Here is a 24281-nt window from a genome sequence, read left to right as displayed (position 1 = left end):
GTTCTGGGTCGGCCGCCTCGGCGAGGACGCGGTGACGGCACTCGGCCTCGCGTGGCCGCTCGTCTTCCTCACCATCAGCTTCGCCGGCGGGTTCACCGTCGCGGGGACGGTGCTCGTCGCCCAGCACAAGGGCGCGGGCAACGACGACCGTATCGACCACGTCGCCGGCCAGACCATCGCGTTCGTCAGCGTCCTCGCCGTCGTCTTCTCGGCGGTCGGGTACGTGTTCGTCCCCGACCTGCTCGGTCTCATCGGCGCGACGCCCGGCAGCGAGGTCCACGCGCTCGCCGTCGACTACACGCGCACCATCTTCCTCGGCGTCGTCTTCATGTTCGGGTTCTTCATCTTCCAGGCGCTTCTCAGAGGGTGGGGGGACACGAAGACGCCGCTGATGCTGATGGCGTTCGGTGTCGCCATCAACGTCGTCCTCGACCCCATCCTCATCCTCGGCTTTCAGGACAACACGCTGTTCGGTGCGCTGGGCCTCCGCGGTCTGGAGACCACGCTGTTCGACCTGACCGGGTTCTCGGGCATGGGAGTCCAGGGCGCGGCCGTTGCGACGGTCGTCTCGCGGGCGCTCGGTGCGGGTCTCGGCTTCGCGTGGCTGTTCTCCGGGAAGGTCGGTATCCACCTGACGCTGGACGACCTGCTACTCCGGCGCGAGACGGTCGAACGCATCGTCCGCATCGGCGCACCCGCCAGCGTCGAGCAGTCGACGCGAGCGCTCGGCGTCACCGTCCTGACCGCGCTCGTCGCGCTCGTCGGGACGAACGCCGCGATGAGTCAGGACGCCGTCGTCGGCGGGTTCACCATCGCCAACCGCATCACGTCGCTCGTCTTCCTCCCGTCGCTCGGGTTCGCCCGCGGGACCGAGACGGTGGTCGGACAGAACCTCGGGAGCGACCAGGTCGACCGGGCGAAACGCGCGGTTCGGGCGGGCGTCGGCATCATCGCCGTCGTCCTCGTCGGCGTCAGCGTCGTCACGGTGACGTTCGCAGACGCCATCGTCGGCGTGTTCATCGCCGGCGAGGGAGCCGACGCCGTCACCGCCATCGGCGTCGACTACCTGGCCATCGTCGGTCCCACGTTCGCCTTTCTCGGCGCGTTCCAGATACTACAGGGCGGGTTCAGGGGGAGCGGGTCGACCACGCTGGCGATGGGCTTCGGCATCGCTTCGCTGTGGGTGTTCCGCATCCCGGCGGCGTACTACCTGAGCCAGATGCAGGGGATGGGTCCGCAGGGCATCTGGTGGGGTATCGCGTTCTCGAACGTCGCCACCGTCGTCGTCGCCGCGGCGTGGTTCCTCCGCGGGACGTGGACCGAGAACGTCGTCGAGGAGGAGCGGGCGACGCCCGCCGACTGACTACACCCGGTCCTCTTTCGTGGTATCGGTCGCCGTTTCCCGTCCTCGGTGAGCGGTATTCACGAGACCTGCGGTCCCGTGAGCTAACCGGAGCCCCGGTTCCGGCGATGGCGAACGGGCCCCGAGAGAAGTTCGCCTTCGACACCAACGACCGGCGGGACGCCGCGAGAGCGTGCTACGAGGCGAACGAACACCAGGAGGTAGCCCCGCGAGCAGGTGACGGTCGACGGCGTAGGCGGCGAGGCGTTCGTCCTGCAGCGCTACCGTGGTAGCCTCCGAGTCATACAGACGCTGCCACGGGCGTGGGCGTCGAATCGACTTCACAGGCCGACTCAGTCCACGGCGTCGCGGGCACCGACCACCTCGGCGACGTGCGAGAACGTCACGAGGCCGACACCGCCGACGAGGTTTCCCGCCGTCACGGCCGCCGTCGTCGAGGCGAGCGTACTCACGTCGACGGCCGCCCCGAACAGGATGCCGATGTAGACGTGGAGAATCGTGACGACGACGTGGTCGAACGGCCCCAGCGTCAGCAGGACCCCGACGACGTACGCCAGCGCCATCCGGCTGCCGACGCTGTCGACCGCTTCGAGGAGGAAGGAGAGCAACGCGACGAGCGCACCGCCGACGATTCCCTTCGTGAACTCGGCGGTCGTCGGCCGGCCGGCGATCTCCTCGGCGGTGTGGCTCAGCACCTCGGCCGCACCCGTCGGGAGCGTGCCGTCGACGGCGAACACGAGCGCGAACAGCCCCCCACCGACGAGGTTGAACACGAAGGTGAGCACCCACAACCGCGCGACCTCGCGGCTTCGCCACGTCCCGTCGGCGTCCACCGCTGCCGCGAGCGGGTCGAAGAAGTTCTCGTTGAACAGTTCCACGCGGCCGACGATGAGGAAGACGACGGCGACGCCGAACGCCAGCGCCCCCCCCGACGACCGCCAGGCCGCCGAGTGACGGGGGGACGAGCGCCTCGACGAGACCCAGCGCCACCATCCCGAAGACGACGGTGACCCCGGCGATGAAACTGTTTGCGACGAGCTCTAACGTCGATTGGTCCAGCCGTCGGTCGCCCTCGTCGACGGCCCGGTCGAAGATTTCGGACGGCGTCGGTGCGACGCTCACGTCACGAGCGTCGGCGGGTCACGGCAAAGCGTTGTTGCGAGCGTAGCGGTGACCGACGACCCCAGCATCGAGTGACCGGTCGGCTTCGACACTCGGTCGCCGCTCAGAACGTGACGCCGCTGGCGAGCAGGCCCGCGTCGAGCAGCAACAGCAGGGCGACGACGCTCGCGGCGTAGAGAAACGGCTTGCCGTCGTGGGCGGGCGTCCGGACCTTCTCGGCGTCGAGTCCGCGACGCATCCGGGCGGCCCCCGTCTCGACGAGCGCCGCGAGGACGAACCAGAGGGCGACCATGGCGAGGACGAGGTGGCCACGCTGTGAACCGAACAGCGACTCGACGGTGTAGGTGGTGCCGGCCATGTGGCCTCCCGAGAGCAGGAGGACGAGGGCACTGACCCGCGAGACGGTCGTGAGCCGTGAGACGGCGAACCCGAGCGGGTCGGGCCGGATGTCGCCGTTCAGTCCGAGCGGGAGGATTCCCCACGCGACGAACAGGACGGTGCCGGTCCAGAGGCCAGCGAACAGGAGGTGAATCGAGTACGCCGCGGCGTCGACGAGTGACATGGCCGTGAGATACGGTGGAGCCACAAAGAACAGTTCGGAACGTGAGTGGGTCGTGTCGACGCGGCGGGGTCACTCGGTGGCGACCCGTCGGAGACCGACCGTCGCACAGCGGGGTTCGCGTCGCCCAGCGGCGTGTGAGCACGTTTAAGCCGCGCCGTCCGCACGTTCCCGATATGGAACCACGGGACCGTTCGTCGTACGCGGTCTACCAGGCCGGGCGGGGCATCGAGGAGGTGGCCCGCGAACTCGGCCGCGACCCCGAAGAGTTCGTCGTGCTGTCGTCGAACGAGAACCCACACGGCCCCTCGCCGGCGGCCGTCGAAACCATCGAAGCGCACGCCGGTGGCGTCAATCGCTACCCCAAATCCTCGCACGTCGACCTCGTCGAGGCGATCGCCGAACGGTGGCGTCTCGCCCCCGAACAGGTCTGGCTCGCACCGGGCGGCGACGGCGCACTCGACTACCTCCACCGTGCGATGCTCGACCCCGGTGACGGGATTCTCGTCCCGCGACCCGGCTTCGCCTACTACGCGATGAGCGCGCGCTACCACCACGGCGACGTCTCGACGTACGACCTCTCGAAGGCCGACGACTTCGCACAGACCGCCGACGGGGTGCTCGCATCCTACGACGGCGAGCGTATCGTCTTCGTCATCAGCCCACACAGCCCCGTCGGCAGCGAGATGCCGATGGCCGAGGTCGAACGCCTCGCCGCGGAGACGGACGACGACACGCTCGTCGTGGTCGACGAGGCCTACGGCGAGTTCTCCGACCGCGAGAGCAAACGCCGCCTGCTCGACGAGCGTGCGGACGTGGCCGTCCTCCGCACGTTCTCGAAGGCCTACGGACTGGCGGGGCTTCGACTGGGCTACCTCCTGACGCCGGCAGCGTGGGCCGACACCTACGCACGGGTCAACACGCCGTTCTCGGTCAACGAACTGGCCTGTCGCGCCGGGGTCGCCGCACTGGCCGACGACGAGTTCGTCGAGGAGGTCGTCGAGACGTCGCGGTGGGCACGCGAGTACCTCCACGAACACCTCGACGCGCCGACGTGGGAGAGCGGCGGCAACTTCGTCCTCGTGGACGTGAGCGACGCGCCGACCGACGGGGAGGAGACTCCCGGCAGCGCCGTCGCCGGGGCGACACAGCGGCGGGGCGTCATCGTCCGGGACTGTTCGAGTTTCGGCCTGCCCGAGTGTATCCGCGTGACGACGGGCACGCGCGAGGAGACGAGACGGGCCGTCGACGTGCTCAACGGGGTGCTCACAGAGGTGCCCGAAGCGTGAGGGTCGCCGTCACGGGAACACCGGGAACGGGGAAGACGACGGCAGTAGAGCGCCTCGACACTCGTGCTGGCGGGCACGCTCACGTCGTCCACCTCAACGACGTCATCCGCGAGGAGGGCCTCCACGACGGCGAGGACCCCGACCGAGCGAGTCTGTACGCCGACTTCGAGGCGCTCGGTGAGTGGCTGGACGAACACGCCCCCGGCGACGACGCAGTGGTCGTCGAATCACATCTCGCCCACCACTTCGACGCCGACCGGGTGGTCGTGTTGCGCTGTCACCCCGAGACGCTCGAATCGCGGCTCCGCGAGCGCGGCGAACCGACCGAGACGGCCCGAGAGAACGCCGAGGCAGAGGCACTCGACGTGATTCTCGGCGAGGCCGTCCAGCGCCACGGAGCGGACGCGGTCTACGAGATAGACACCACGGACCGGTCGCCCGACGAGGTGGCCGAGGAGGTCCGAGCGGCCGTCGCCGGCGAGCGTGCCCCGAGTGCGGGGACCGTCGACTTCACGGGGTGGCTCTGAGATGACGCTCGACCAGTTCCGACCGGTCGCCAACCGGTTGCTCGCGCCGTTCGTCGACGCCTCCGAGCGACTGGGGCTGACGCCGAACGCCGTCAGCGTCGCTGCCATCGCGCTCGCGGCGGCCGCCGGGGTGGCGTTCGCGTTCGGGCGGGCGTTCCCGATACTCTACCTCGCCGGGTCGTTCCTGGTGTTCCTGAACGGCTGGCTGGACATCCTCGACGGCGCGCTGGCGCGTCGGCTGAACGTCGCCTCGCCCGCGGGCGACCTGCTCGACCACGTGCTCGACCGGTACGCGGACATCTTCATCCTCGTCGGTCTCGCCGCGGGCGTCGGGCAGTGGGCGCTCGGCCTCGCGGCGGTCACGGGCGTCGTGATGACCTCCTACCTCGGGACGCAGGCCCAGGCGGTCGGACTCGACCGCGTCTACGGCGGGTTGGTCGGGCGCGCGGACCGCCTCGTCATCGTCGGCGTCGTGGGCGTCGTCGCGTGGCAGTACACCGACGCCGTCGCGGGGCTGACCGTCGTCGGGTGGGCGCTCGTGTTCTTCGCCGTCGTCGGTCACGTCACGGCGCTTCAGCGCTTCTACTCCGCGATGCAGGCGTTCGGCGCACGGGACCGGTTGTAGGCGACGGGTCGAGGGACTCGTCGCACGTTTTATCAGTCGGCGAGGCGAACGACGAGGTATGCCGCAGTGTGAGATGTGCGGAGCGGAGACTTCGTCGCCGAAGACGGTGAAGGTCGAAGGTGCCGAGATACAGGTCTGTGACTCCTGTGCACAGTTCGGGACCGAAGTGAAGACCCAGTCGTCGTCCTCGTCCAGCACGAAGTACTCGACCGGCTCCTCTTCGTCCCCGTCGTCCTCGTCCAGTTCCTCGACGTCCGGGTCCGGTGGCCCGTCGTCGACGCGCCGCCGTCGTGACATGTTCGACCAGATGGACGAGGTCGCACAGGACTACGACGACCGGATTCGCAACGCACGTGAGGGGTCGGGCCTCACCCAGGAGGACCTCGCCGGCCAACTCAACGAGAAGGCGAGTCTCATCCGCAAACTCGAACGGGGGGACGTCCTCCCGAGCGACGACGTACGGAAGAAACTGGAGCGAAAGCTCGACATCTCGCTGACCGAAGGCGGGAGCAGCGAGGACGACGAGTGGGAGGGGGGGTCCTCGTCGGGGTCGTACACGCTCGGGGACGTCGTCAAGCGCAAGGACTGACGCCGGAGTGCGGGCGGTGGTCGGTCCGGGACGCCCCGAACGAGTAGCTATTTGCTGTCGGCGAGAGGCGATGTGGTATGTTCGTTCTCGTCAACCTGAAGACGTACCCGTGTGACGCCGTGAGCGTCGCGCAGGCGGCCGCGGACGTCGCCGCCGACACCGACGCACGGATCGCCGTCGCACCACAGGCCGCCGACCTCCGCCCCGTCGCGGAGACGGGCGTCGAGACGTGGGCACAGCACGTCTCCCCGCACGACCACGGCAGTCACACCGGGAGCACGCTCGCCGCAACCGTCGCCGACGCCGGTGCGACCGGCACACTGCTCAACCACTCCGAGCACCGCCTGAAACTCGCGGACGTCGACGGTGGCCTCCGGGCCGCCGAGGACACCGGTCTGGAGACCATCGTCTGCGCGAACAACCCCCGGCAGATAGCGGCCGCCGCGACGCTCGGTCCCGACATGGTCGCCGTCGAACCGCCGGAACTCATCGGGTCGGGGACGCCGGTCAGTCGCGCGGACCCCGACATCGTCCGCGAGGCCGTCGCCGCCGCCGACGAGGTGAACCCGCCCGTCCCCGTGCTCTGTGGCGCGGGCATCTCGACGGGCGACGACGTCGAGGCCGCCGCCGACCTCGGTGCGGAGGGCGTCCTCCTCGCCAGCGGCGTGGCGAAGGCCGACGACCCCGAGTCGGTGCTCCGAGACCTCGTCTCGTCGGTCTGAACCGGCGTCGCGGGGTCCGGTATCGCTCTCTCGACTCCCGACCGGTCGGCACAGAGTTATCGCCGGGCCGCCCGTGATCGTAGCTGTCATGGCACAACGCGAGATTCACGACGAACTCACCGTCGACCAGTACACGCTCGGCCTCGTCGGCCCGGACCAGGAGTGGGCGGGCACCGTCGCCGACGGCGGGACCGTCCACACCCACACGCCCCCGGCGTGCTGGGGGCCGATGATCACCCCCTCGTTCCGTGGGGGCCACGAGGTGACGCGACCCATCGCCGTCGAGGGGGCGGAGGTGGGCGACGCCATCGCGGTCCACATCGACTCCGTCGAGGTGACGAGCGTCGCCACCTCCACCGGGAGCATGGCCGAACGCGACGGCGCGTTCGGCGACGACCCGTTCGTCGACCACCGCTGTCCGGAGTGTGGCGCGTCGTGGCCCGAGAGCGTCGTGGAGGGCACCGGTGAGGACGCCATCCGGTGTGCGGAGTGTGGCGCGAACGCCTCCTCGTTCGGCTTCGAGTACGGCTACACCGTCGTCTTCGACGAGGACCGGACGGTCGGACTGACGCTCGACGACGCGGCCGCCGACGAGTTGGCCCAGGACGCCCGCGAGAACATGGCGATTCCCGAGAACTCCCGGCAACATCCCATCCTGCTCTACAAGCCCAGCGAGATGCCGGGGACGCTCGGGCACCTCCGGCCGTTCATCGGGAACGTCGGGACGACGCCGCCCGTCGAACTCCCCGACTCGCACAACGCCGGCGACTTCGGCCAGTTCCTCGTCGGCGCGGACCACGACTGGGGCGTCGAGAGCGAGGCGGACCTCGCCGACCGCACGGACGGGCACATGGACTCGAACGACGTGCGCGAGGGGGCGGTCCTCGTCTGTCCCGTCAAGGTGGACGGTGGTGGTCTCTACGTCGGTGACCTGCACGCCAACCAGGGCGACGGTGAACTCTCGCTGCACACCACCGACGTGAGCGGGAAGACGACCCTGCGCGTCGAGGTGCTGAAGGGACTGGACCTCGACGGACCGCTCCTGCTACCGAACGCCGAGGACCTGCCGCCTATCGCCAGACCGTACTCCGAGGCGGAACTGGAGACGGGGCGGGCGCTCGCCGACGCCCACGGCGTGGACCTCCACGAGGAGATGGGTCCCATCCAGGTCGTCGGCAGCGGTGCGACCATCAACGACGCGACCCAGAACGCGTTCGACCGGGCGAGCGCACTGCTCGACATGACCGAGGGCGAGGTCCGGGGGCGCTGTACGTTCACCGGCGGCGTCGAAATCGCGCGGCTTCCGGGGGTCGTCCAACTGACCCTCCTCGCACCGATGGACCTCCTCGAAGAGCGTGGCCTCGCACCCCTCGTCCGAGACCAGTACGGGATCTGACACGCTTCGAGCGCGCCCCCGGTGGGTCGCCCGGCCGCTTCCGACCCACCCGACTCGGCCGTCGAGGGCCGTCGTCGTCGCTCTCGGGTCGGAGTTCGGCGTGGCACACGACGAGCGACGGACGGTGCGACTCGCCCCGACCCGACAAACTAGTCCGAACCAGAGAAAGATTTATTTCGGAGAAGGACGACGCTCGACCAGAGACTACCATGGGACTACTTGACGATGTCGAGGACGCGCTCGGTGGTGGAGGTGAGGAGCGGACCAGATACGAGTACGAGTGCGACGCGTGTGGTGCGACGTGGCGAACGACCGTCACCCCTCGAATCGCTCGTTGTACGGAGTGTAACGGTGGCGACGTGACGACGCTCTCGACCACCGACGAGTGAGCACTGCTCACCGGTCGGACGCCACGCCGTCGAGTCGACGTACCTACTCTTCCGACGACGCGGAGGCCTCCTCAGTCCAGTAGCCCGGTCTCGATTCGCTCGACGACCCGACCCGCCGAGTCGTCGTCGAGTCGGTCGCCGTGTGCCGCGGCGACGAACGTCGGGAGCGCGTAGGCGTACTGGCCTCGGCCGGCGTGGCGAATCAGTCCCGCTTCCCTGAGTTCGCTGTTCAGACTGTAGGCCGTCGTCCGCTCGCCGTCGCCTCCCGCCGCGACGTGAGCGTCCAGCGGCGAACACGGCCCCTCCGCTCGATAGACGCCGAGCATCGCCCGCGCCGTCGGGTCGAGGTCGGTGAGGACCGTGCGTACCCGTTCGACGACGGGGCGGTCCGCCGTCACGGCAGCTACCGTCGACTCGTCGTCAGCGGCGACGGCGGTGTCCGGTGCCGAGGGGCTATCGCCCCGACCGTCGGCCGCGTCCGGCCACGGTGTACGACCGGTCCCCTCGCGCTCCGCACCGTCGCCGGTGTCGTCCGACGCGAGCGTGATGCCGGCGTCTGCCCAGTCGTCGGTCGCTGCTGGCTCCGTCGTTCGGGGGAGGTCGGCCGGCGCGGACCCGACACCGCTGTCGGGCACGGACTCGGTCGACGTGGCTCGCTGGCCGCTCTCCGGACCCGGGATTGGGTCGTCGTCGGCCGCCCGTTGGGCCTCCACCGACGGTTCCGCGTCGCCACCGGACATCGCCGGGTCGTGGGCCTCGGGCATCGGCCACGGGGTCGCCGGTGCGGGTGGGTTCTCGTCAGACTCGTCGGGAGCGTCGGATGTCGCCGTCTCCGGACGCTCGTCGGTGGGGGGGCCGTCGCTCGCAGTCGGGGCGACCGGTCCCTCGGCCGCCTCGCCGAGCGTCGCCTGTTCGGCGTCCTCACGACGTCGCTGGAGCGCCATCCGGGACTGGCCGGGGTGGTCGAACAGCGCGGCCGCGAACTGGTCGGCCATCCGCGAGAGGTCACGGGCGTCCTCCAGGTCGCGTTCGAGCACCTCGATACGTGACTCCTTCCGACGGAGTTCGGCTTCGAGTTCCTCGATGCGGTCCTCGCGGGCGTTCTGTTCGTCGGTGATGGAGGTGAGTTCGCCGACGAGGTCCTCGCTGACGCTCTTGAGGTCCGGGCGCTCGAAGTCGTCGAGGCCGGGTGTCGCCCCCGCGTCGAACGTCGTCTTGCGCTGGAACTGGACCCGACGAACCTCCTCCTCCCAGTCGGTGACGAGGAACGCCTCGCCGTCGGCGAGCGACTCGACGGCCTCGGAGTACTCACTGCCCAGCACGCGTTTGACGACCTTCGTGTCGTTGCGCCACGTCAGGCGGTGCCAGCAGAGCCAGTCACACTGCGTGATGAAGTCCTTCTTGACGTCGGCGGGGCGCTGGCTGATGCCCATGATGCCGAGACCGTGTTTCCGCCCGCGCTTGCCCACCTTGATGAGCATCCGCCCGCACTCGCCCATCCCGCCGCCCTCGGGAATCCACTCGTGGACCTCCTCGACGACCAGCAGGAACGGCTTCTTCAGCTTCTTCTCCTTGGCGAACAGCTGTTTCGCCACCTCCGTCAGCAGGTCGGCAGCCTCGCGTTCGTCGAGGAACGACGAGACGTCGAGGATGATTGGGACGTTCTGGACCAGCGCGAGGTCCGCGATCTTCTCGGCGTGTTCGGCGCTCACCCGGATGTCGCACTCCTCGTCGTCGCCGACGTGGAGGATCTCGTACTTCTCTTTGAGGCCGTAGTACTCCCCGTCGATGTCGACGATGAGGACCGGAAAGCCCCGGTCGAGCAGTTTCTCGATGACGACGCTCGCGGTGTTGGACTTCCCGGACCCGGACTTGCCGGTGACGAAGCCGCGACCGGTCAGCACCTCGACGGACGGCAACGAGACGTCCGTTCCGAGGGTGCCGACGCTACCGACGCCGTCACTCACCTCCGCGACCGTGATGGTCTCGGTCTCTCCCATGTACGCGCCTACGCGCGGACTGTCATAACGGTCCGTCAGACGCGCGGCGGACACGGGCGACGACGCCCGTCTCCCGAACGCCGTGACACCGGCGTCGGGGGGTGGTATAAAGCCACATGGAGTCGTGAAGCGACTGTACTTTGTCGGCTCACTCCCGAACTCCCAGTGGCGAACGGCGGAGTGTACGAGTCGGTGTCCGGGTGGGGACGACACGACTCGTCGGCCGTAGCCACGGGGACCGTCGTGCCTCTGACACCCACGCTGTTCCCGATTTTCTCCGGGGACGTCTCCGCTCGTGCGACGTCCGACCCCGACTCAGCGTGTGTCCGGTTCGAACTGGTGGACGCTGAGTAGCGTGTTCAGCGCACGACGGATGCGCTGTGAGACGGCCTGCTCGGAGACGCCGAAGTGGTCGGCGAGTTCGGCGAGCGTCGCCCGACGCGGGACCTCGAAGTAGCCGAGTTCGTGGGCCACCGACATCGTCTCCCACTGCTTGGGTGTGAGGCGGTCTTTCGCCGACGGGACGTGGGGGTTGTAGACGCCGTTGACCTCGAACCGGACGCCGCTCTCGCGGCACCGTTCGCTGAACGCTTTCAGACGGTCGTGGTCGGGGAATCGGAGACGCAGTTCCCAGCGCCCGCGTACCCCCCGACCGTTGAGGATGGCCCCTTCGTTGTCCTCGATCGCGGGGACGATGCCGTCCAGGTCGCTGTTCCACCGGACCTCGTAGAGATGCTGGTCGCCGGCGGTGGTGAGCAGTTCGTACTCGCCGACCTCCGCCTGCTCCGCGAGCATCGACTCGATGTGCTCGACTGACCCGTCCGAGACCCAGAAGAACGGCAACAGTCGGTCCCCGACCGGGACGACACGCTCTAACTCGACGTGCGCGTCGGGGTCGTCGTCGAGCAGGGTTCCGAGCGGAAACGCTCCCCCAGGCAGGGTGAGGTCGACTACGATCGTCATCGAGGAATCCCTTCGTGGTTCACGAGTCTCCCCCTGCTCACATAGGTGCTTCCTTCGATATCGAGGGTCGTCGGTCTTCAGCGGGTCGAACTTGCGGTGGTCGTGGGGTCGCGTCGGCGGCGAGGGAACCGACTGTCGAGACGGGCACAGATATCTCCCTGCACGACTACAGTACGGGTATGGCGGTGTCCACGTCGTCCGACGGGGCTCGGCAGTGTCCTTCCGAGGACCAGCAGAGGTACAACAATGATTCAAATCGTCGATATCACGGTTCCTGCGGACGCGTTCGAACTCGGAGCGCTCGTCGAGCGACTGCCCGAGGTACACGTCGAACTGGAACGCATGATCCCGCTCCGAGACGGTATCGCTCCGTTGTTCTGGGCGGCCAACGGTGAGCGAGAGGAGATAATCGAGACCCTCGAATCGTCGCCGCGCACCGAGGAGGTCAGATACCTCACCGAGGACGGGCGACGGAGGCTGTTCGAGGTCCAATGGTCCTCGGAGGTCGACGGACTGGTCGGCCTGCTGCTCGAACACGACGTCAGAATGCTCGACGGCGAGAGCATCGGTGAGGGGTGGGATTTCAGACTCCAGTTCCCGAGTCAGGACCGTCTGTCGGCGTTCCAGGAGGACTGTAAACGGGACGGGATTCCGGTCATCCTCCGGCGAATGTACGACCCCCACTACCCGAACGACACCAACGGGATGAGTTCCGAACAGCAGGAGGCCATCGTCGCGGCCTACGAACACGGGTACTTCGAGGTCCCGCGTCGGGCGACGCTCGCCGAACTCGCCGAACGCTTCGACATCAGCGACAACGCCTACTCACAGCGTCTCCGGCGAGGACTCGCCTCACTGGTCTACGAGACGATGGTGAAGGCCTGACCCGCAGGACGCGCCGTTCGGGACGCTGTCCTCGACGTTTCGTTCATCGTGACTGCCACAGGACCGAACCAGCTGGTGAACAGCTAAGTTCTCATGTGCCACTCGTTAGCCATGGACTGGGAGCAGTTCGACCCCGTAGCGGACCGCGACGCGTTCAGTTGGGACGACATCTACGCGGAGGCCGACTGGGAGGCCCCCGAACGACTCAACGTCGGCCACGAGGTGTGTGACCGCCACGCCGCCGCCGACCCGGACCGGACGGCGCTGGAGTGGGCGGGTGCGGACGGGAGCAGCGAGACGATGACGTTCGGCCAGTTACGCGACCGCTCGAACCGCGTCGCCACCGTCGTCGACGACCACGTCGACCGGGGCGACCGGGTGTTCTCGTACATGCCACGGCTCCCGGACCACTACGCGGCGATGGTCGGGACGCTCAAGGCCGGTGCGGTCTGGGGGAGCGTCAACGAGCGGTTCGGCCCGGACGGTATCGCCTACCGCCTCGCGGACTGTGACGCGAAACTCGTGTTCACGACGAGCGACAACCTCGACACCGTCGAGGAGGCGCTCACCGAGGTGCCGAGCGTCGAGACGGTGCTGGTCGTCGACACCGACGGCCGCGACCACGACCACCCGGACTTCCACGAGGTGACCGCCGAGGCGAGTCCCGAGTTCGACACCGTCGAGACGACCGGCGAGGACGACGCCCTGCTGTACTACACCTCCGGGACGACGGGGAAGGCGAAGGGCGTCCTCCACAAGCACCGCTGGGTGGCGGGCGTGGCGGCGACCCAGAAACTCGCCGTCGACCTCGGTCCCGGCGACCTCTACTGGTCGACGGGCGACCTCGGGTGGCTGACCGGCCCCATCAACACGCTCGGCGCGTGGTTCTGGGGCACGTCGCTGTTCACGACCGACGGCGAGTTCGACCCCGAGGCGTGGGCGGACCTGCTCGATTCGTACCCTATCAGCGTCCTGTTCTCGGTGCCGACGGCCTACCGGATGCTCCGTGAGAACGAGGCGGTGCTGGAGGGCGTGGACCACGACATCCGTCACGCGCTGTCCATCGGCGAACCGCTCTCGGCGGGCGTCGTCGAGTGGGGCCGCGAGGCGCTGGGGGTCACCATCCTCGACACCTACGGCCAGACCGAGACGGGCAACATGGTCATCAACAACTACCCGGAGATGGAGTTGCGGCCGGGGTCGATGGGCAAGCCACTGCCCGGCGTGGAGGCGGCCATCGTGGACCCCGACTCGGGGGAGGTACTCGGTCCCGGCGAGTCGGGTGTCATCGCCGAGCGTGGCGAGTTCCCGTGTTTCTTCGCGGAGTACTGGGAACAGCCACAGAAGACCGCCGACTGCTTCGTCGACGGCCCGGACGGGGAGTGGTACCTCTCCGGTGACCTCGGCCACCTCGACGAGGACGGCTACTTCTGGTTCGAGGGCCGGGCCGACGACGTCATCATCTCGGCGGGCTACCGCATCGGCCCGTTCGAGGTCGAGTCGTCGCTGGGCGAACATCCGGCGGTAGCCGAGGCCGCTGTCGTCCCGAAGTCCGACCGCGAACGCGGGAACATCGTCAAGGCGTTCGTCGTGCTCTCGAAGGGCTACGACCCGTCGAACGACCTCGTCGAGGACATCCAACAGCACGTCCGCAACGAACTCGCCGCCCACGAGTACCCCCGCGAGGTCGAGTTCGTCGACGACCTGCCGAAGACGGTGACCGGGAAGATTCGCCGGACGGAACTGCGCGACCGGACGGAGTAGCCGACCACAGGCCGGACGAGCGCTCTCCGCGGTTCAGGCCGGGCGGACGACCCAGTCCCCGTCGGCCTGTTCGACGAGACGGCCCCCCTCGTCCAGTTTCACGATGTAGCCCGTCGGCGTCTGCTGGGTTCGGGCGGGCGCTTCGACGTTGACGATGTGGCCGATGAACTGTGCGCTCGGCGGTTTCTGGGCGGCCCCGCAGTCGTAGACCGTCAGCAGGTCGCCGTCGTCGCGGGCCGTGTAGACGACGAGGTGCGCGTGGCGGGCGAGACGGAACCCCTCGTCGGCGGGCCGGAGATGGTTCATACGCGCGGTTGGGTGGCGGCCGGCTTAATCCGGCCGGTCGGCTTCGATACCGAAGCATCGTGGTAGGGCCGCGGAACGACTCCCAGTAGGTTAAACGTCTTAGAGTCGTACGAGGTAGTAGATGACCGACACCCACGCCGAGACCGCGCTGGACACTGCCCCCCTCTCGTGGTGTCACGACGTCGTCCCTACCGTCTCTCGGTCGTTCGCGGTCACCATCCGTCTCCTCGACGCTCCGATGAGCGACTACATCTGCGTCGGCTACCTGCTGTGTCGCGTCCCGGACACCGTCGAGGACGCTGGCCACATCCCGCCACGGGAGAAGGCACGCTTGCTCCGGCAGTACGACGGGGTGCTCGACCCGACCGACGAGACGACCGTCGAGGCGTTCCTCGACGCCGTCGAGCGATGGATCCCCGACGACGGCGACGACGACGACGACTGGACCGTCGTCCGGGAGACCGCTCGCATCGTCGAGGCCTTCGAGGGCTTCGACGAGGAGGTCAGAGCCGCGATGCGACCGCCGGTCCGCGAACTCGTCGTCGGGATGGCGGAGTTCGTCGAACGCGGCCGGGACGACACCGGCCTCCGACTGGACACCCGCGAGGAACTCGACCAGTACTGCTACGTCGTCGCCGGCACCGTCGGCCACCTCATCACCAACCTCGTCACCCTCGACGCCGACCCCGAGACCGAACGGTACCTCCGCGCTCGCGCCGAGGGCTTCGGGAACCTCCTCCAGTTGGTCAACGTCGCCAAGGACGTCCACACCGACTACCACGAGGAGGACAACATCTACGTCCCCCGCGAGTGGCTGGGCGAGGACGTCCCGCAGGACCGACTGCTCGCCGACGAACACCGGGACGGCACCCGACGGGCGCTCCGGCGGGTCATCGGCCACGCCCGGTCGTTCCGCGCCGACGCACACGAGTACCTCGAACGCTGTGCCCGGACCGCTCAGCTCTCGCTCGCGCCGTTCGGCCTGCCGTACCTCCTGGCGCTGGCGACGCTCCGCGAACTCGAAGGCAACCTCGACGACGTCCTCTCGGGGACGTCGGTCAAGGTGTCACGCGAGGAGGTCCACGAACTGATGACGGCGCTGACCGCGGCCCCGTTCGACCCGACGGTGCTCGACCGCCTGGAGCGGACGGTCGAAGCCGAGCGCTGACCGTCGCGTCCGACTCCCGGACGTGAACGGGGAACGTGGTCGGTCAGTACTCCCGGTGTTCGTCGCGGGCGACTAAGACGACTGCCACCAGACCGACGAGACTCGCGGCGAGCGGTCCGAACGTCCCCGGGTCGAACCAGTCGAAGTGGCCGTTGACGCTGAAGACGTAGTAGCGGTCGTCCTTCTCGATGACGTCCGGCCACTCGGGGTCGTTCTCGTAGGTGACGACCTCCCCGTCGACCGCTCGCTGGAAGTCCTGTCGCTGCTGTTCGTCGAGAGCACCGTAGGACCCGACGTCCCAGTCGGAGGCCTGTGCCCGACCGGGGACGTTCTCCTCGACCCGTTCGTAGGTGACGGAGTAGTCCTGGTCGGCGCCGATGATCCACGACGCACCGCCGACGAGAAACAGCATTATCGCTACGATGAACACGACGAAGCGGAGGGTACTTCGTAAAGTCGCCATACGTGTCGACTTTCAGACCCCACCACTAAACCGTTACCATGGCGCGAGAGACGCTCTCACACGAAGTCGAAGACGGTGGTCTGCCCGGGCGGGAGCGCCGTCGTCGAGTCCCCGCCGTCGGTCTCGGTCGGCGGTGCCGTGGTCCGGGTGGCGTCGGCCTCCCCGTTCGACCCGTCGGCGTCACCCCACTCGGTCAGAGTAGGAGTCGTCACGCCGTCCGGAGGGTCCGGTCGGTCGGCGCTCGGCGAGCGCTCGTCACGCGCCGCGGACCGTCCCGTCGACTCGACGTCGCTCTCGTGGCCCTCCCAGCGACCGAGCCCCGACTGCGTCCCCTCGGCGAACGAGAGGTTCGAGACTCGGACACCGAGCTTTCGGACCCGCTGGCCATCGAACTCGGTCACGAGTTCGGTCGCCACGGACCGGACGAGTTCGGCGTCCGCGACCGGTCCGGAGAGCGACCGTGCGCGGGTGTTGACGTCGAACGGTGGTCGAACGACCTTGATGCCGATGGTCTTGTAGAGCGCCCCACGCTCCTCGGCACGGTCCGCCACCTCCGCCGCGAGGCTGGTCAACCGCTCTTCGATTCGTTCCGGGTCGTCGGTCGCCCCGGTGAACGCGGACTCGCTGGAGAGGCTCTTGGGCCGTCCGACCGGTTCGACCACGCGGGGGTCGACGCCGCGGGCACGCTGGTGGAACGCTCGCCCGCGGGACCCGAACCGGTCGACGAGCGCACCCTGGTCGGCGGCCGCGAGGTCGTTCGCCGTCTCGATACCCATCGAGCGCAGTTCTCGTGCCGTGACCGGCCCGACGCCGTGGAGGTCATCGACCGGCAGCGGTGCGAGAAACGAGCGGACCTCGTCGGGTTCGACGACGACGAGTCCGTCGGGTTTGTCGTGGTCGCTCGCTATCTTCGCCGTCGACATGTTCGGTGCGACCCCGATACTGGCGGGGACGCCCACCTCCTCGTCGATGCGCGTCTTCAGGCTCCTGGCGAAGACGGCGACGCTGTGCCAGCCCACCCGGTCGGTCACGTCGAGATACGCCTCGTCGATGCTCACCTCCCGGACCGTCTCGGCCACCTCGTTGAGGATGCTCTTCACCTCCCCGCTGACCGACTCGTAGTACGCCATATCCACCGGCCGGTAGTAGCCGGCCGGACCTCCCTCCCCGCAGTCTCTCGTCTCGCCCCTGCGCTCGTCCTCGCGTCCGTCGCCCTCGTCGATTCGGGGGAGGGCGTCGAGGGCCTGTGAGATGGGCTGTGCGCTCTCGACGCCGTGTTCGCGGGCCTCGTAACTCGCCGTAGCGACCGCGCCGTGTGTCTCTCCTCCCTCGTAGCCCATCCCGACGACGACGGGTTCTCCGTCGAGCGCCGGTTCCCGGCGACGCTCGCACGCGGCGTAGAAACAGTCCATATCGACGTGGAGGACGACACGCTCGTCGTCGGTCGGCCCCGCCGTCGCCTCCACGTCGGGCATACGAGAGGCTACGTGTCCAGCGGTTAGTAGTTGTTCAGTCCGGAGTGAAGGTGAACACGTCGGGTCGTCCGCTCGAACGCCGTTCTCGGAGGGGTCGGTCCCGCCGGCCGTCGTCAGTCGACCACGGCGACCTGCCGACCGGTCGTGTCGCTGGCACACTCCACCGCCGTGACCCGCACGTCGCTGGCGTCACTGAGCGTGACCTCGTAGCCGTAGTAGCGGAACGTCATCTCGGCGGTGCCGTCCTGGGGGAGGAGTCTGTCGAGGGAGTCGGGGTCGATGGCGTCGTACAGCGGCGGGAGGTCGAGAGGGCTGACGCCTGCTTCACGAGCGATGGCTTCGACGACGGCGACGGAGGGGCGGGTTTCTGTCATCACCTGAACGGTGGCCTATCACATAAAAAGTATGCTGTCTATCTGGATAGCGGGGAGGTCGGACGGGTGGCTCAGGTGGTAGTGGACGGTGATTCGACACCCCGTCCCCTCGTCCTCGTCCGACGCGACGCTACCTCGCTCCCGACATCCCTACCCACTGGCGCATCGGCCTATGTCGACGTCCTCGTGACAGTCGAGACGACGACTCGACGACCCGACGGCCGACCGGGCATCGAGGTGCCGATGCTACTCGCGGTGTTGCTCGCGGCGAGAAGATGGGGACGGAGGGATTTGAACCCCCGATCGACTGATATCTCCGGTGTGCGCCTCGGTACTCCAGAGGGTCGTCAACGCGAACCGATGATCAGTCGGCCGCTCGGTATATCAGTCTGGAGTCTCGTCACCGGGCGCGTGGCCTCTGGAGTCAGTCGCCATGCCTGGCTTGGCCACGTCCCCTCGTCTCCGACGACGGCGATGAGCCCTAAAGCGGTTTCGATTCGGAGAGTGCACGGCGACGGCGGGGCACCTCACACCCGCCCGCTTCGACTCGGTCCGCGAGGGCGCTCACTCGACTCCTCACTCCTCTCTATCGGTCGTCCCCCAGTCACACTCCTGGCACTTGTAGGCGGTGACGAACTCGGTCACGGAGGGCATGTAGCCGACGGTCACGACGTTCTCGCCGCACTCGGGGCAGTCCCGGTCGGCGTCCTCGATGGCTTCGGCGTCCATGACCGACTCCCCCTCGACGAGTTCTGCGAGCGATTTCGGCGTGACCATGCGGCCCTGCACGACACGGTTGTCCATAGAAGAACGCGGAGGGTCAGCGGCTTAAGCCCTGCACTCTACAGCCACGGAGCGCGGCCGGGGTCGTCGCCTCCCTCGGGGTCGGGCCCGCCGTCGGTCGCCGGGCCGCCGGCGTTCGCCCCCCGTGCTTCCGGGTCGGCAGCAGCATCGCGGTGAGCGGTCGACGGCGCGTCGTCCTCGGGAGCAGGGGCAGGACGGGGGGTGCTGGGACCGCCGTCGCTGCTGGTCGTCGCGCTCTCGCCGAATCCGAACTCGATATCGCTGGAGTCCGGGTCGAGCGAGAGCAGGCACGTGACGCCGAGGACGGCCAGCGCCAGCGGCACGTCGGTGTCGATGACCTGTAGCAGGGTCAGCGGGAGCACACCGAGTGCGACGGCGCTGCCGAATCGGAACCGGTCGAGGTCGACCAGTCCGCGGAGTGTGGGCCCGGCGACGGCGACGAGCAGGGCGAACGCGACACCGACGCCCGCCGCGGCCGCGGCGGCGAGCATCTGCGTCGGGTCGGGGTCGACGACGAGCGTCGCGCCCGCCGGCGTGAGGCTGGCGATGAGGCCCAGTCCGATGATAGCGCCGGGCCGGGGCAGCCACTCGCCGACGGTCGAACTGGCCGTCTTCGCCGCGATAGCGAGGATGACGAGCGCGGCGAAGCGGTTGAAGATGTCGATGGAGATGGCGGCCTCGATGGTCGGCGCGATAGCCGCTTCGGCGGCCGCCAGCGGGACGACGAGTGCGCCCACGAGCAGGACGCTCGTGATACGCTGTCTGGTCGTCCCTTCCATCTCCGCGAGGATGACCGCGAGCGTCGCACTGCCGCCGAAGACGAGCAGTCCGACCTCGAAGACGCCGACGGGGTTGATGCCGCCTTCGGCCGTCGTCAGCGCGCCGGCCAGGACGAGTGCGGCGAAGATGCCGTCGACGAGTGGGAGGCCCATCACGGTCCCGAGTAGCTTGGTCCCGCGACCGACCTGTCGCTCCAGTCGAAGCGCGATTGGGTGTCTCGAAGTGCTCATTCAGGCGGAACAGGCCTCACCAGGGGCCAGACGGGACTCACCGTCACGATACCGAGGGCGGAGTCGGACCGTCGCCGCGTCGCGCACGGCGAACGGAGCCCGCCACGTGACTGTGTTCCGCATGGTCCCTGTCGACGGTTTGGTCTCTCCGGTAGCGAGAAGTTGCAACCCGGGACGACCGCCGACGGAACGTGCGGAGTCCATGTCTCAGACAATTGCACATGACTCAATAAACGTTGTGTGAGACGTGCCCGCACGGGACGAAACGTTCTCAAGCAATAGCGGGGTTGTCATCGTTTCTCACGCAAGGCCAACCCACATATCGTCTACGAACGTCCAGTTATGACTCGGCGGCTCCCCTGCCGCTGGCAAGTGTTGCCTCACACCGGGCGGTCTCGCAACGTTTTTGCGCCGCGGCCGACCACCGCTTACATGGCGGAGACTCCCCACGACACGTTCTCCGAGAAGCTTCGAGTCCCGGAAGCGCTCACGTTCGACGACGTTCTCCTGCGACCGATGGAGAGTCGAGTCGAACCCGACGAGGCCGACACCCACACCCGTGTCTCGAAGAACGTGACGCTCACCATCCCCGTCCTCTCGGCGGCGATGGACACGGTCACCGAAGCCGGCCTCGCCGTTGCGATGGCCCGGAACGGTGGTCTCGGCGTACTCCACCGGAACATGACCGTCGAGGAGACGGCGGCGGCGGTCACCACGGTCAAACGCGCCGACGAACTCATCATCCGCGACGTCGTCACCGCCGCACCAGACCAGACGGTCCGTGACGTCGACTCGATGATGGCCCGCGAGGGCGTCTCCGGGGCACCCGTCGTCGCCGACGACGGCACCGTCCTCGGCATCATCTCCGGGACGGACATCCGGCCGTATCTGGAGGTCGGCGAGTCCGACGAGGTGCGCGAGGCGATGACCGAGAAGGTCATCACCGCGAGCGAGGACGTCGGTGCGCGCGCGGCGCTCGAACTGATGTACGAACACAAGATCGAGCGCGTCCCCATCGTCGACGACGAGGGGAAACTCGCCGGCCTCGTCACGATGCAGGGCATCCTCCAGCGCCGTGAGTACGACGAGGCCGCCCGCGACGACGACGGCCGACTCCGAGCGGGCGTCGCCGTCGGCCCCTTCGAGATGGACCGTGCCATCGCCGCCGACGAGGCCGGTGCGGACGTGCTGTTCATCGACTGCGCGCACGCGCACAACCGCAACGTCGTCGACTCCGCCCGCGACATCGAGGGGAGCGTCGACGCCGACGTCGTCGTCGGGAACATCGGCACGCCCGAAGCCGCCGAGGAACTCGTCGGCTTCGCCGACGGCCTGAAGGTCGGTATCGGCCCCGGTTCCATCTGTACGACGCGCGTCGTGAGCGGGTCGGGGATGCCCCAGATTACGGCCGTCGCGGGCGTCGCGGACGTCGCCAGCGAGCACGACGTCCCCGTCATCGCCGACGGTGGGATTCGATACTCCGGCGACGCCATCAAGGCCATCGCGGCGGGGGCAGACGCCGTGATGCTCGGGTCGTACTTCGCGGGCACCGACGAAGCGCCCGGCCGCGTCATCACGATGAACGGCAAGCGCTACAAGCAGTACCGCGGCATGGGCTCGGTCGGTGCGATGAGCGAGGGCGGCGGTGACCGCTACCTCAAGGACGCCGAGGAGGACGAGGAGTTCGTTCCCGAAGGTGTCGAGGCAGCGACGCCGTACAAGGGACCGCTCGCCTCCGAACTCCACCAACTCGTCGGCGGGATGCAGTCGGGGATGGGCTACGTCGGCGCGGAGTCGATTCCCGCGTTCAAGGAGCGCTCGGAGTTCGTCCGCGTCTCCGCGGCCGGGCAGAAGGAGTCACACGCTCACGACGTCGTCATCACCGACGAAGCGCCGAACTACAAACCCGGCGAGTAGTCGCTCTCGACAGTCGGCTGTCGCGTCCGTCTTCGGACCGATTAAGTCCGGGGACGCCGTCACTCCCCGCAGATGCTCGTCGAACTCCTCGTCATCGCCCTCACCGTCGTCGTCGCCACGGCGTTCGTCTGGGGCGGTAGCTCCCTCCTCGAACGGGCCGCCGAGAACCTCTCGCTGTACTACGGACTTCCCCCCGTGGTCCACGGCGCTATCGTCGTCGCCATCGGGTCGTCGTTCCCCGAACTGGCGAGCGTCGTCTTCGCCGCCATCGAGAACGACTTCAACCTCGGTGTGAGCGCCATCGTCGGCTCCGCCATCTTCAACGTGCTCGTCATCCCCGCCATCAGTGGTCTCTACGGCGAAGGCGTGGGCGCGAACCGCGACATCGTCTACAAGGAGGCGCAGTTCTACATGGTGAGCGTCAGTGCGCTCATCATCACGTTCGCGCTCGCGGTCATCTACTACCCGACCGGCAGCGACGGGCAGTTGCTCGGGCAGGTCACCCGCGAACTCGCAGTCATCCCACTCCTCCTGTACGGTGTGTACGTCTTCACCCAGTACCAGGACACGAGCGACTACGACTCCGAGTCGCCCCCGGCCGACCTCTCGGTCCTCAAAGAGTGGCTGTTCCTGCTCGTGAGTCTCGTCGTCATCGCCGTCGCCGTCGAGCAACTGGTCGAAGCAGCACTCCACCTCAGCGACATCTTCGACACCCCCTCCGCACTGTGGGGCATCACCGTCATCGCGGCCGCGACCAGCCTCCCCGACACGCTCGTCAGCGTCCGGGCGGCCCGGCGTGGCGACGGCGTGACGAGTCTCGCCAACGTCTTCGGGAGCAACATCTTCGACCTGCTGGTCGTCGTTCCCGTCGGCGTCCTCATCTTCGGGACCGTCGACGTGGACTTCTCCGTCGTCGTCCCGACGATGGGCTTTCTGACACTCGCCACCGTCGTCGTCTTCGGCCTCCTGCGAACCGAACTCGAACTGACGCCACGCGAATCGGGGGTGTTGCTCGTCGTCTACGCCGGGTTCGTCGGCTGGATGGTCAGTGAGACGCTCGGCTACACCGCTCTCGTCCCCGGGTTCTGACCTCGACTCGGGAGCGACCCGAAGGGATTTATCAGCACGGTCGTATCGTGAACCGATGCCCTCCCTCACGCTCGCAGCACTGTCCGGCGAAGTCAGATACGTCCTCGAAGCGACGTTCACCGCATTCGCGCTGTTCGTCCTGTTCACGCTGTTCGCACCGAATCCGACCGACCCACTGGTGACGGGCCCGTCGACGGCCGTCGCTGTCGTCGGTGGGTTCGCCGTCGCCTCGATTGCAGTAGCACGACGACGCACGTGACGGCCCGTTCGACGCGGCCCACCCGAGCGAGCGCCGTTCTTCGACCGGAAGAGACTGTATCGTCGTTGTGTACTATCCGACACGTATTCCACGAGCGTCGTGGTAGATGGTACTACTCCACACGACCACGTGTGGTGTGACAATTCATGAACGGAATCAAAGACGGAGTCGCAATCGTGACCGGTGGTGGCTCGGGTATCGGACGACAGACCGCACTGCGATTCGCCGAGGAGGAGGCGAGCGTCGTCGTCGCGGACATCGACGAAGAGGGTGGGGACGAGACGGTAGAGCTGATTCAGGGTGATGGAGGGGAGGCGACGTTCGTCCGAACCGACGTCACCGATTCCGACGACGTGGACGCCATGGTCCAGACGGCGCTCGACGAGTACGGTGGACTGGACTTCGCGCACAACAACGCCGGCATCGCGGACGAAGGCACGCGTCTCGCCGAGTACGACGAGGCGGCGTGGGACCGGATGATAGACATCAACCTGAAGGGGGTCTGGCGGTGTCTGAAAGCCGAGATACCGGAGATGGCCGACCGCGGCGGTGGGGCCATCGTCAACACCTCGTCGGTCGCAGGCGTGAGCGCGAACGGGAGCGCACACTACGCCGCCAGCAAGCACGGCGTCATCGGACTGACGCGCCGGGCGACGGTCGACTACGCCGAGGACGGCATCCGGTTCAACGCCGTCTGCCCCGGCGTCATCGACACGCCAATGGTCCAACAGGCGGGGGAGGACAACACCGAGGAGATGGAGAGAATCACTGCCGGCATCCCGGCGGGGCGTCTCGGGGACCCCCAGGAGATAGCGAGTACCGTCGTCTGGCTCTGTTCCGAGGACGCCTCGTACGTCATGGGACAACCGATAGTCATCGACGGCGGACTGCTGGCGCAGTAGCGACCGTTCCGCGCCGCACGTCGGTTCTCGCCGAACCGTGTCGTGGTTCGGCTGGCAGTCAGAACACGAGTGTCCCGACGACGTCACAGGAAAACGGGCTGGGAGGGATTCGAACCTCGGTCGCTCCGCTCGCTGGCGCTCGTTTCGCTCCCTGGTTCAACCCCACGGCCGTTTCACTCCTCGTGCAAGCACTCGGAGCAGAAACGGGCTGAGAGGGATTTGAACCCTCGGCCGTCTGGTTAAGAGCCAGATGCTCTGCCTGGCTGAGCTATCAGCCCCTGGTTTCGACTGTGGTCGGTCGATTCATATAGGTTTCTGTTC

General features: G+C 67.9%; 25 protein-coding genes and 2 tRNA genes. 15 read left to right on the top strand and 12 right to left on the bottom strand.

Annotation, left to right across the window (positions count from 1 at the left end; genetic code table 11):
* Window positions 1–1363 (top strand): MATE family efflux transporter (locus GQS65_RS05910; RefSeq protein ID WP_158203736.1); only part of this gene is annotated, 1363 nt, incomplete at its 5' end.
* A 332-nt stretch (window positions 1364–1695) separates the two neighbouring features.
* Here GQS65_RS05910 and GQS65_RS05905 read toward each other — a convergent pair.
* The gene (locus tag GQS65_RS05905) at window positions 1696–2241 is read right to left on the bottom strand and encodes a formate/nitrite transporter family protein (protein ID WP_368279879.1); all 546 of its coding nucleotides are present in this window, start codon (window positions 2239–2241) and stop codon (window positions 1696–1698) included.
* A gap of 347 nt (window positions 2242–2588) precedes the next feature.
* The gene (locus tag GQS65_RS05900; RefSeq protein WP_158203735.1) at window positions 2589–3047 is read right to left on the bottom strand and encodes a CopD family protein; all 459 of its coding nucleotides are present in this window, start codon (window positions 3045–3047) and stop codon (window positions 2589–2591) included.
* A 173-nt stretch (window positions 3048–3220) separates the two neighbouring features.
* On the opposite strand from GQS65_RS05900, the gene hisC reads away from it, so the two are divergent.
* The 7 genes from hisC (at window position 3221) to GQS65_RS05865 (ending at window position 8581) form a co-directional block, all read left to right on the top strand.
* Window positions 3221–4333: a histidinol-phosphate transaminase gene (hisC, locus tag GQS65_RS05895; RefSeq protein ID WP_158203734.1), complete on the top strand. Its 1113-nt coding sequence runs from the start codon at window positions 3221–3223 to the stop codon at window positions 4331–4333.
* Window positions 4330–4860, top strand: coding sequence for an AAA family ATPase (locus GQS65_RS05890; RefSeq protein ID WP_368279878.1), 531 nt, complete (start codon window positions 4330–4332; stop codon window positions 4858–4860). The genes hisC and GQS65_RS05890 overlap by 4 nt, the downstream gene beginning before the upstream one ends.
* A 1-nt stretch (window position 4861) precedes the next feature.
* The gene (locus GQS65_RS05885; protein ID WP_158203733.1) at window positions 4862–5485 is read left to right on the top strand and encodes a CDP-alcohol phosphatidyltransferase family protein; all 624 of its coding nucleotides are present in this window, start codon (window positions 4862–4864) and stop codon (window positions 5483–5485) included.
* A 58-nt stretch (window positions 5486–5543) separates the two neighbouring features.
* On the top strand, window positions 5544–6074 hold the full coding sequence (locus GQS65_RS05880) for a multiprotein bridging factor aMBF1 (protein WP_158203732.1): 531 nt from the start codon (window positions 5544–5546) through the stop codon (window positions 6072–6074).
* 77 nt (window positions 6075–6151) lie between these two features.
* Window positions 6152–6796 carry a triose-phosphate isomerase gene (gene tpiA, locus GQS65_RS05875; protein ID WP_158203731.1) on the top strand — a complete coding sequence of 215 codons (645 nt, stop codon included), beginning with the start codon at window positions 6152–6154 and terminating at the stop codon, window positions 6794–6796.
* An 88-nt stretch (window positions 6797–6884) separates the two neighbouring features.
* Window positions 6885–8192 (top strand): acetamidase/formamidase family protein, encoded by a 1308-nt coding sequence (locus tag GQS65_RS05870; protein WP_158203730.1) that lies wholly within the window; start codon window positions 6885–6887, stop codon window positions 8190–8192.
* A 209-nt stretch (window positions 8193–8401) separates the two neighbouring features.
* Window positions 8402–8581, top strand: a complete 180-nt coding sequence (locus GQS65_RS05865; protein ID WP_158203729.1) for a hypothetical protein — start codon at window positions 8402–8404, stop codon at window positions 8579–8581.
* 71 nt (window positions 8582–8652) lie between these two features.
* Here the strand turns inward: GQS65_RS05865 and GQS65_RS05860 are convergent, their stop codons facing one another.
* Both GQS65_RS05860 and GQS65_RS05855 read right to left on the bottom strand, forming a co-directional pair.
* Window positions 8653–10581 carry a helicase HerA domain-containing protein gene (locus GQS65_RS05860; protein ID WP_158203728.1) on the bottom strand — a complete coding sequence of 643 codons (1929 nt, stop codon included), beginning with the start codon at window positions 10579–10581 and terminating at the stop codon, window positions 8653–8655.
* Between the two features lie 315 nt (window positions 10582–10896).
* Complete coding sequence (locus GQS65_RS05855) at window positions 10897–11544, bottom strand: helix-turn-helix domain-containing protein (RefSeq protein WP_158203727.1); 648 nt, start codon at window positions 11542–11544, stop codon at window positions 10897–10899.
* A gap of 246 nt (window positions 11545–11790) precedes the next feature.
* On the opposite strand from GQS65_RS05855, the gene GQS65_RS05850 reads away from it, so the two are divergent.
* Entirely contained in the window at window positions 11791–12429 is a 639-nt protein-coding gene (locus tag GQS65_RS05850; RefSeq protein ID WP_158203726.1) for a helix-turn-helix domain-containing protein, read from the top strand.
* 111 nt (window positions 12430–12540) lie between these two features.
* On the top strand, window positions 12541–14193 hold the full coding sequence (locus tag GQS65_RS05845; RefSeq protein ID WP_158203725.1) for an acyl-CoA synthetase: 1653 nt from the start codon (window positions 12541–12543) through the stop codon (window positions 14191–14193).
* 33 nt (window positions 14194–14226) lie between these two features.
* Here GQS65_RS05845 and GQS65_RS05840 read toward each other — a convergent pair whose 3' ends face one another.
* Window positions 14227–14499 carry a hypothetical protein gene (locus GQS65_RS05840; protein WP_158203724.1) on the bottom strand — a complete coding sequence of 91 codons (273 nt, stop codon included), beginning with the start codon at window positions 14497–14499 and terminating at the stop codon, window positions 14227–14229.
* A gap of 121 nt (window positions 14500–14620) precedes the next feature.
* Here GQS65_RS05840 and GQS65_RS05835 point away from each other — a divergent pair, with 121 nt between their 5' ends.
* Window positions 14621–15667 carry a phytoene/squalene synthase family protein gene (locus tag GQS65_RS05835; protein WP_158203723.1) on the top strand — a complete coding sequence of 349 codons (1047 nt, stop codon included), beginning with the start codon at window positions 14621–14623 and terminating at the stop codon, window positions 15665–15667.
* A 43-nt stretch (window positions 15668–15710) separates the two neighbouring features.
* Here GQS65_RS05835 and GQS65_RS05830 read toward each other — a convergent pair whose 3' ends face one another.
* From GQS65_RS05830 to GQS65_RS05805, 6 genes are all read right to left on the bottom strand, one after another.
* Window positions 15711–16130 (bottom strand): hypothetical protein, encoded by a 420-nt coding sequence (locus GQS65_RS05830; RefSeq protein ID WP_158203722.1) that lies wholly within the window; start codon window positions 16128–16130, stop codon window positions 15711–15713.
* Window positions 16131–16186: 56 nt separating this feature from the next.
* A complete protein-coding gene (locus GQS65_RS05825; RefSeq protein ID WP_158203721.1) occupies window positions 16187–17605 on the bottom strand; it encodes a DNA polymerase Y family protein in 1419 nt (472 codons plus the stop codon).
* A 113-nt stretch (window positions 17606–17718) separates the two neighbouring features.
* Complete coding sequence (locus tag GQS65_RS05820; protein WP_158203720.1) at window positions 17719–17979, bottom strand: HalOD1 output domain-containing protein; 261 nt, start codon at window positions 17977–17979, stop codon at window positions 17719–17721.
* Window positions 17980–18255: 276 nt separating this feature from the next.
* Window positions 18256–18435: transfer RNA gene (locus GQS65_RS05815), tRNA-Trp, on the bottom strand.
* Between the two features lie 120 nt (window positions 18436–18555).
* Window positions 18556–18783 (bottom strand): DUF5795 family protein, encoded by a 228-nt coding sequence (locus tag GQS65_RS05810; protein ID WP_158203719.1) that lies wholly within the window; start codon window positions 18781–18783, stop codon window positions 18556–18558.
* A gap of 38 nt (window positions 18784–18821) precedes the next feature.
* A complete protein-coding gene (locus GQS65_RS05805; RefSeq protein WP_158203718.1) occupies window positions 18822–19793 on the bottom strand; it encodes a DUF5794 domain-containing protein in 972 nt (323 codons plus the stop codon).
* A 432-nt stretch (window positions 19794–20225) separates the two neighbouring features.
* Here GQS65_RS05805 and guaB point away from each other — a divergent pair, with 432 nt between their 5' ends.
* The 4 genes from guaB (at window position 20226) to GQS65_RS05785 (ending at window position 23960) form a co-directional block, all read left to right on the top strand.
* Window positions 20226–21710 (top strand): IMP dehydrogenase, encoded by a 1485-nt coding sequence (guaB, locus tag GQS65_RS05800; protein WP_158203717.1) that lies wholly within the window; start codon window positions 20226–20228, stop codon window positions 21708–21710.
* A gap of 72 nt (window positions 21711–21782) precedes the next feature.
* Window positions 21783–22799: a sodium:calcium antiporter gene (locus GQS65_RS05795; RefSeq protein WP_158203716.1), complete on the top strand. Its 1017-nt coding sequence runs from the start codon at window positions 21783–21785 to the stop codon at window positions 22797–22799.
* Between the two features lie 55 nt (window positions 22800–22854).
* Window positions 22855–23058, top strand: a complete 204-nt coding sequence (locus tag GQS65_RS05790) for a hypothetical protein (RefSeq protein ID WP_158203715.1) — start codon at window positions 22855–22857, stop codon at window positions 23056–23058.
* 146 nt (window positions 23059–23204) lie between these two features.
* Window positions 23205–23960, top strand: a complete 756-nt coding sequence (locus GQS65_RS05785) for a glucose 1-dehydrogenase (protein ID WP_158203714.1) — start codon at window positions 23205–23207, stop codon at window positions 23958–23960.
* 204 nt (window positions 23961–24164) lie between these two features.
* On the opposite strand, the gene GQS65_RS05780 is transcribed toward GQS65_RS05785, so the two are convergent.
* Window positions 24165–24238: transfer RNA gene (locus tag GQS65_RS05780), tRNA-Lys, on the bottom strand.
* Window positions 24239–24281 lie beyond the last annotated feature (43 nt).

The organism is Halomarina oriensis (assembly GCF_009791395.1).
In the GTDB taxonomy this organism is placed as follows: domain Archaea; phylum Halobacteriota; class Halobacteria; order Halobacteriales; family Haloarculaceae; genus Halomarina; species Halomarina oriensis.
Note: the sequence above shows the minus strand (reverse complement) of the source record. Positions and strands in the feature narration are given on the sequence as shown.

Bases quoted from the DNA above. Each gene is read 5' to 3' on its own strand.
- GQS65_RS05900 (WP_158203735.1), bottom strand. From the start codon at position 3,047: ATGTCACTCGTCGACGCCGCGGCGTACTCGATTCACCTCCTGTTCGCT.
- hisC (WP_158203734.1), top strand. From the start codon at position 3,221: ATGGAACCACGGGACCGTTCGTCGTACGCGGTCTACCAGGCCGGGCGG.
- GQS65_RS05885 (WP_158203733.1), top strand. From the start codon at position 4,862: ATGACGCTCGACCAGTTCCGACCGGTCGCCAACCGGTTGCTCGCGCCG.
- GQS65_RS05880 (WP_158203732.1), top strand. From the start codon at position 5,544: ATGCCGCAGTGTGAGATGTGCGGAGCGGAGACTTCGTCGCCGAAGACG.
- tpiA (WP_158203731.1), top strand. From the start codon at position 6,152: ATGTTCGTTCTCGTCAACCTGAAGACGTACCCGTGTGACGCCGTGAGC.
- GQS65_RS05870 (WP_158203730.1), top strand. From the start codon at position 6,885: ATGGCACAACGCGAGATTCACGACGAACTCACCGTCGACCAGTACACG.
- GQS65_RS05865 (WP_158203729.1), top strand. From the start codon at position 8,402: ATGGGACTACTTGACGATGTCGAGGACGCGCTCGGTGGTGGAGGTGAG.
- GQS65_RS05860 (WP_158203728.1), bottom strand. From the start codon at position 10,581: ATGGGAGAGACCGAGACCATCACGGTCGCGGAGGTGAGTGACGGCGTC.
- GQS65_RS05855 (WP_158203727.1), bottom strand. From the start codon at position 11,544: ATGACGATCGTAGTCGACCTCACCCTGCCTGGGGGAGCGTTTCCGCTC.
- GQS65_RS05850 (WP_158203726.1), top strand. From the start codon at position 11,791: ATGATTCAAATCGTCGATATCACGGTTCCTGCGGACGCGTTCGAACTC.
- GQS65_RS05845 (WP_158203725.1), top strand. From the start codon at position 12,541: ATGGACTGGGAGCAGTTCGACCCCGTAGCGGACCGCGACGCGTTCAGT.
- GQS65_RS05840 (WP_158203724.1), bottom strand. From the start codon at position 14,499: ATGAACCATCTCCGGCCCGCCGACGAGGGGTTCCGTCTCGCCCGCCAC.
- GQS65_RS05835 (WP_158203723.1), top strand. From the start codon at position 14,621: ATGACCGACACCCACGCCGAGACCGCGCTGGACACTGCCCCCCTCTCG.
- GQS65_RS05830 (WP_158203722.1), bottom strand. From the start codon at position 16,130: ATGGCGACTTTACGAAGTACCCTCCGCTTCGTCGTGTTCATCGTAGCG.
- GQS65_RS05825 (WP_158203721.1), bottom strand. From the start codon at position 17,605: ATGCCCGACGTGGAGGCGACGGCGGGGCCGACCGACGACGAGCGTGTC.
- GQS65_RS05820 (WP_158203720.1), bottom strand. From the start codon at position 17,979: ATGACAGAAACCCGCCCCTCCGTCGCCGTCGTCGAAGCCATCGCTCGT.
- GQS65_RS05810 (WP_158203719.1), bottom strand. From the start codon at position 18,783: ATGGACAACCGTGTCGTGCAGGGCCGCATGGTCACGCCGAAATCGCTC.
- GQS65_RS05805 (WP_158203718.1), bottom strand. From the start codon at position 19,793: ATGAGCACTTCGAGACACCCAATCGCGCTTCGACTGGAGCGACAGGTC.
- guaB (WP_158203717.1), top strand. From the start codon at position 20,226: ATGGCGGAGACTCCCCACGACACGTTCTCCGAGAAGCTTCGAGTCCCG.
- GQS65_RS05795 (WP_158203716.1), top strand. From the start codon at position 21,783: ATGCTCGTCGAACTCCTCGTCATCGCCCTCACCGTCGTCGTCGCCACG.
- GQS65_RS05790 (WP_158203715.1), top strand. From the start codon at position 22,855: ATGCCCTCCCTCACGCTCGCAGCACTGTCCGGCGAAGTCAGATACGTC.
- GQS65_RS05785 (WP_158203714.1), top strand. From the start codon at position 23,205: ATGAACGGAATCAAAGACGGAGTCGCAATCGTGACCGGTGGTGGCTCG.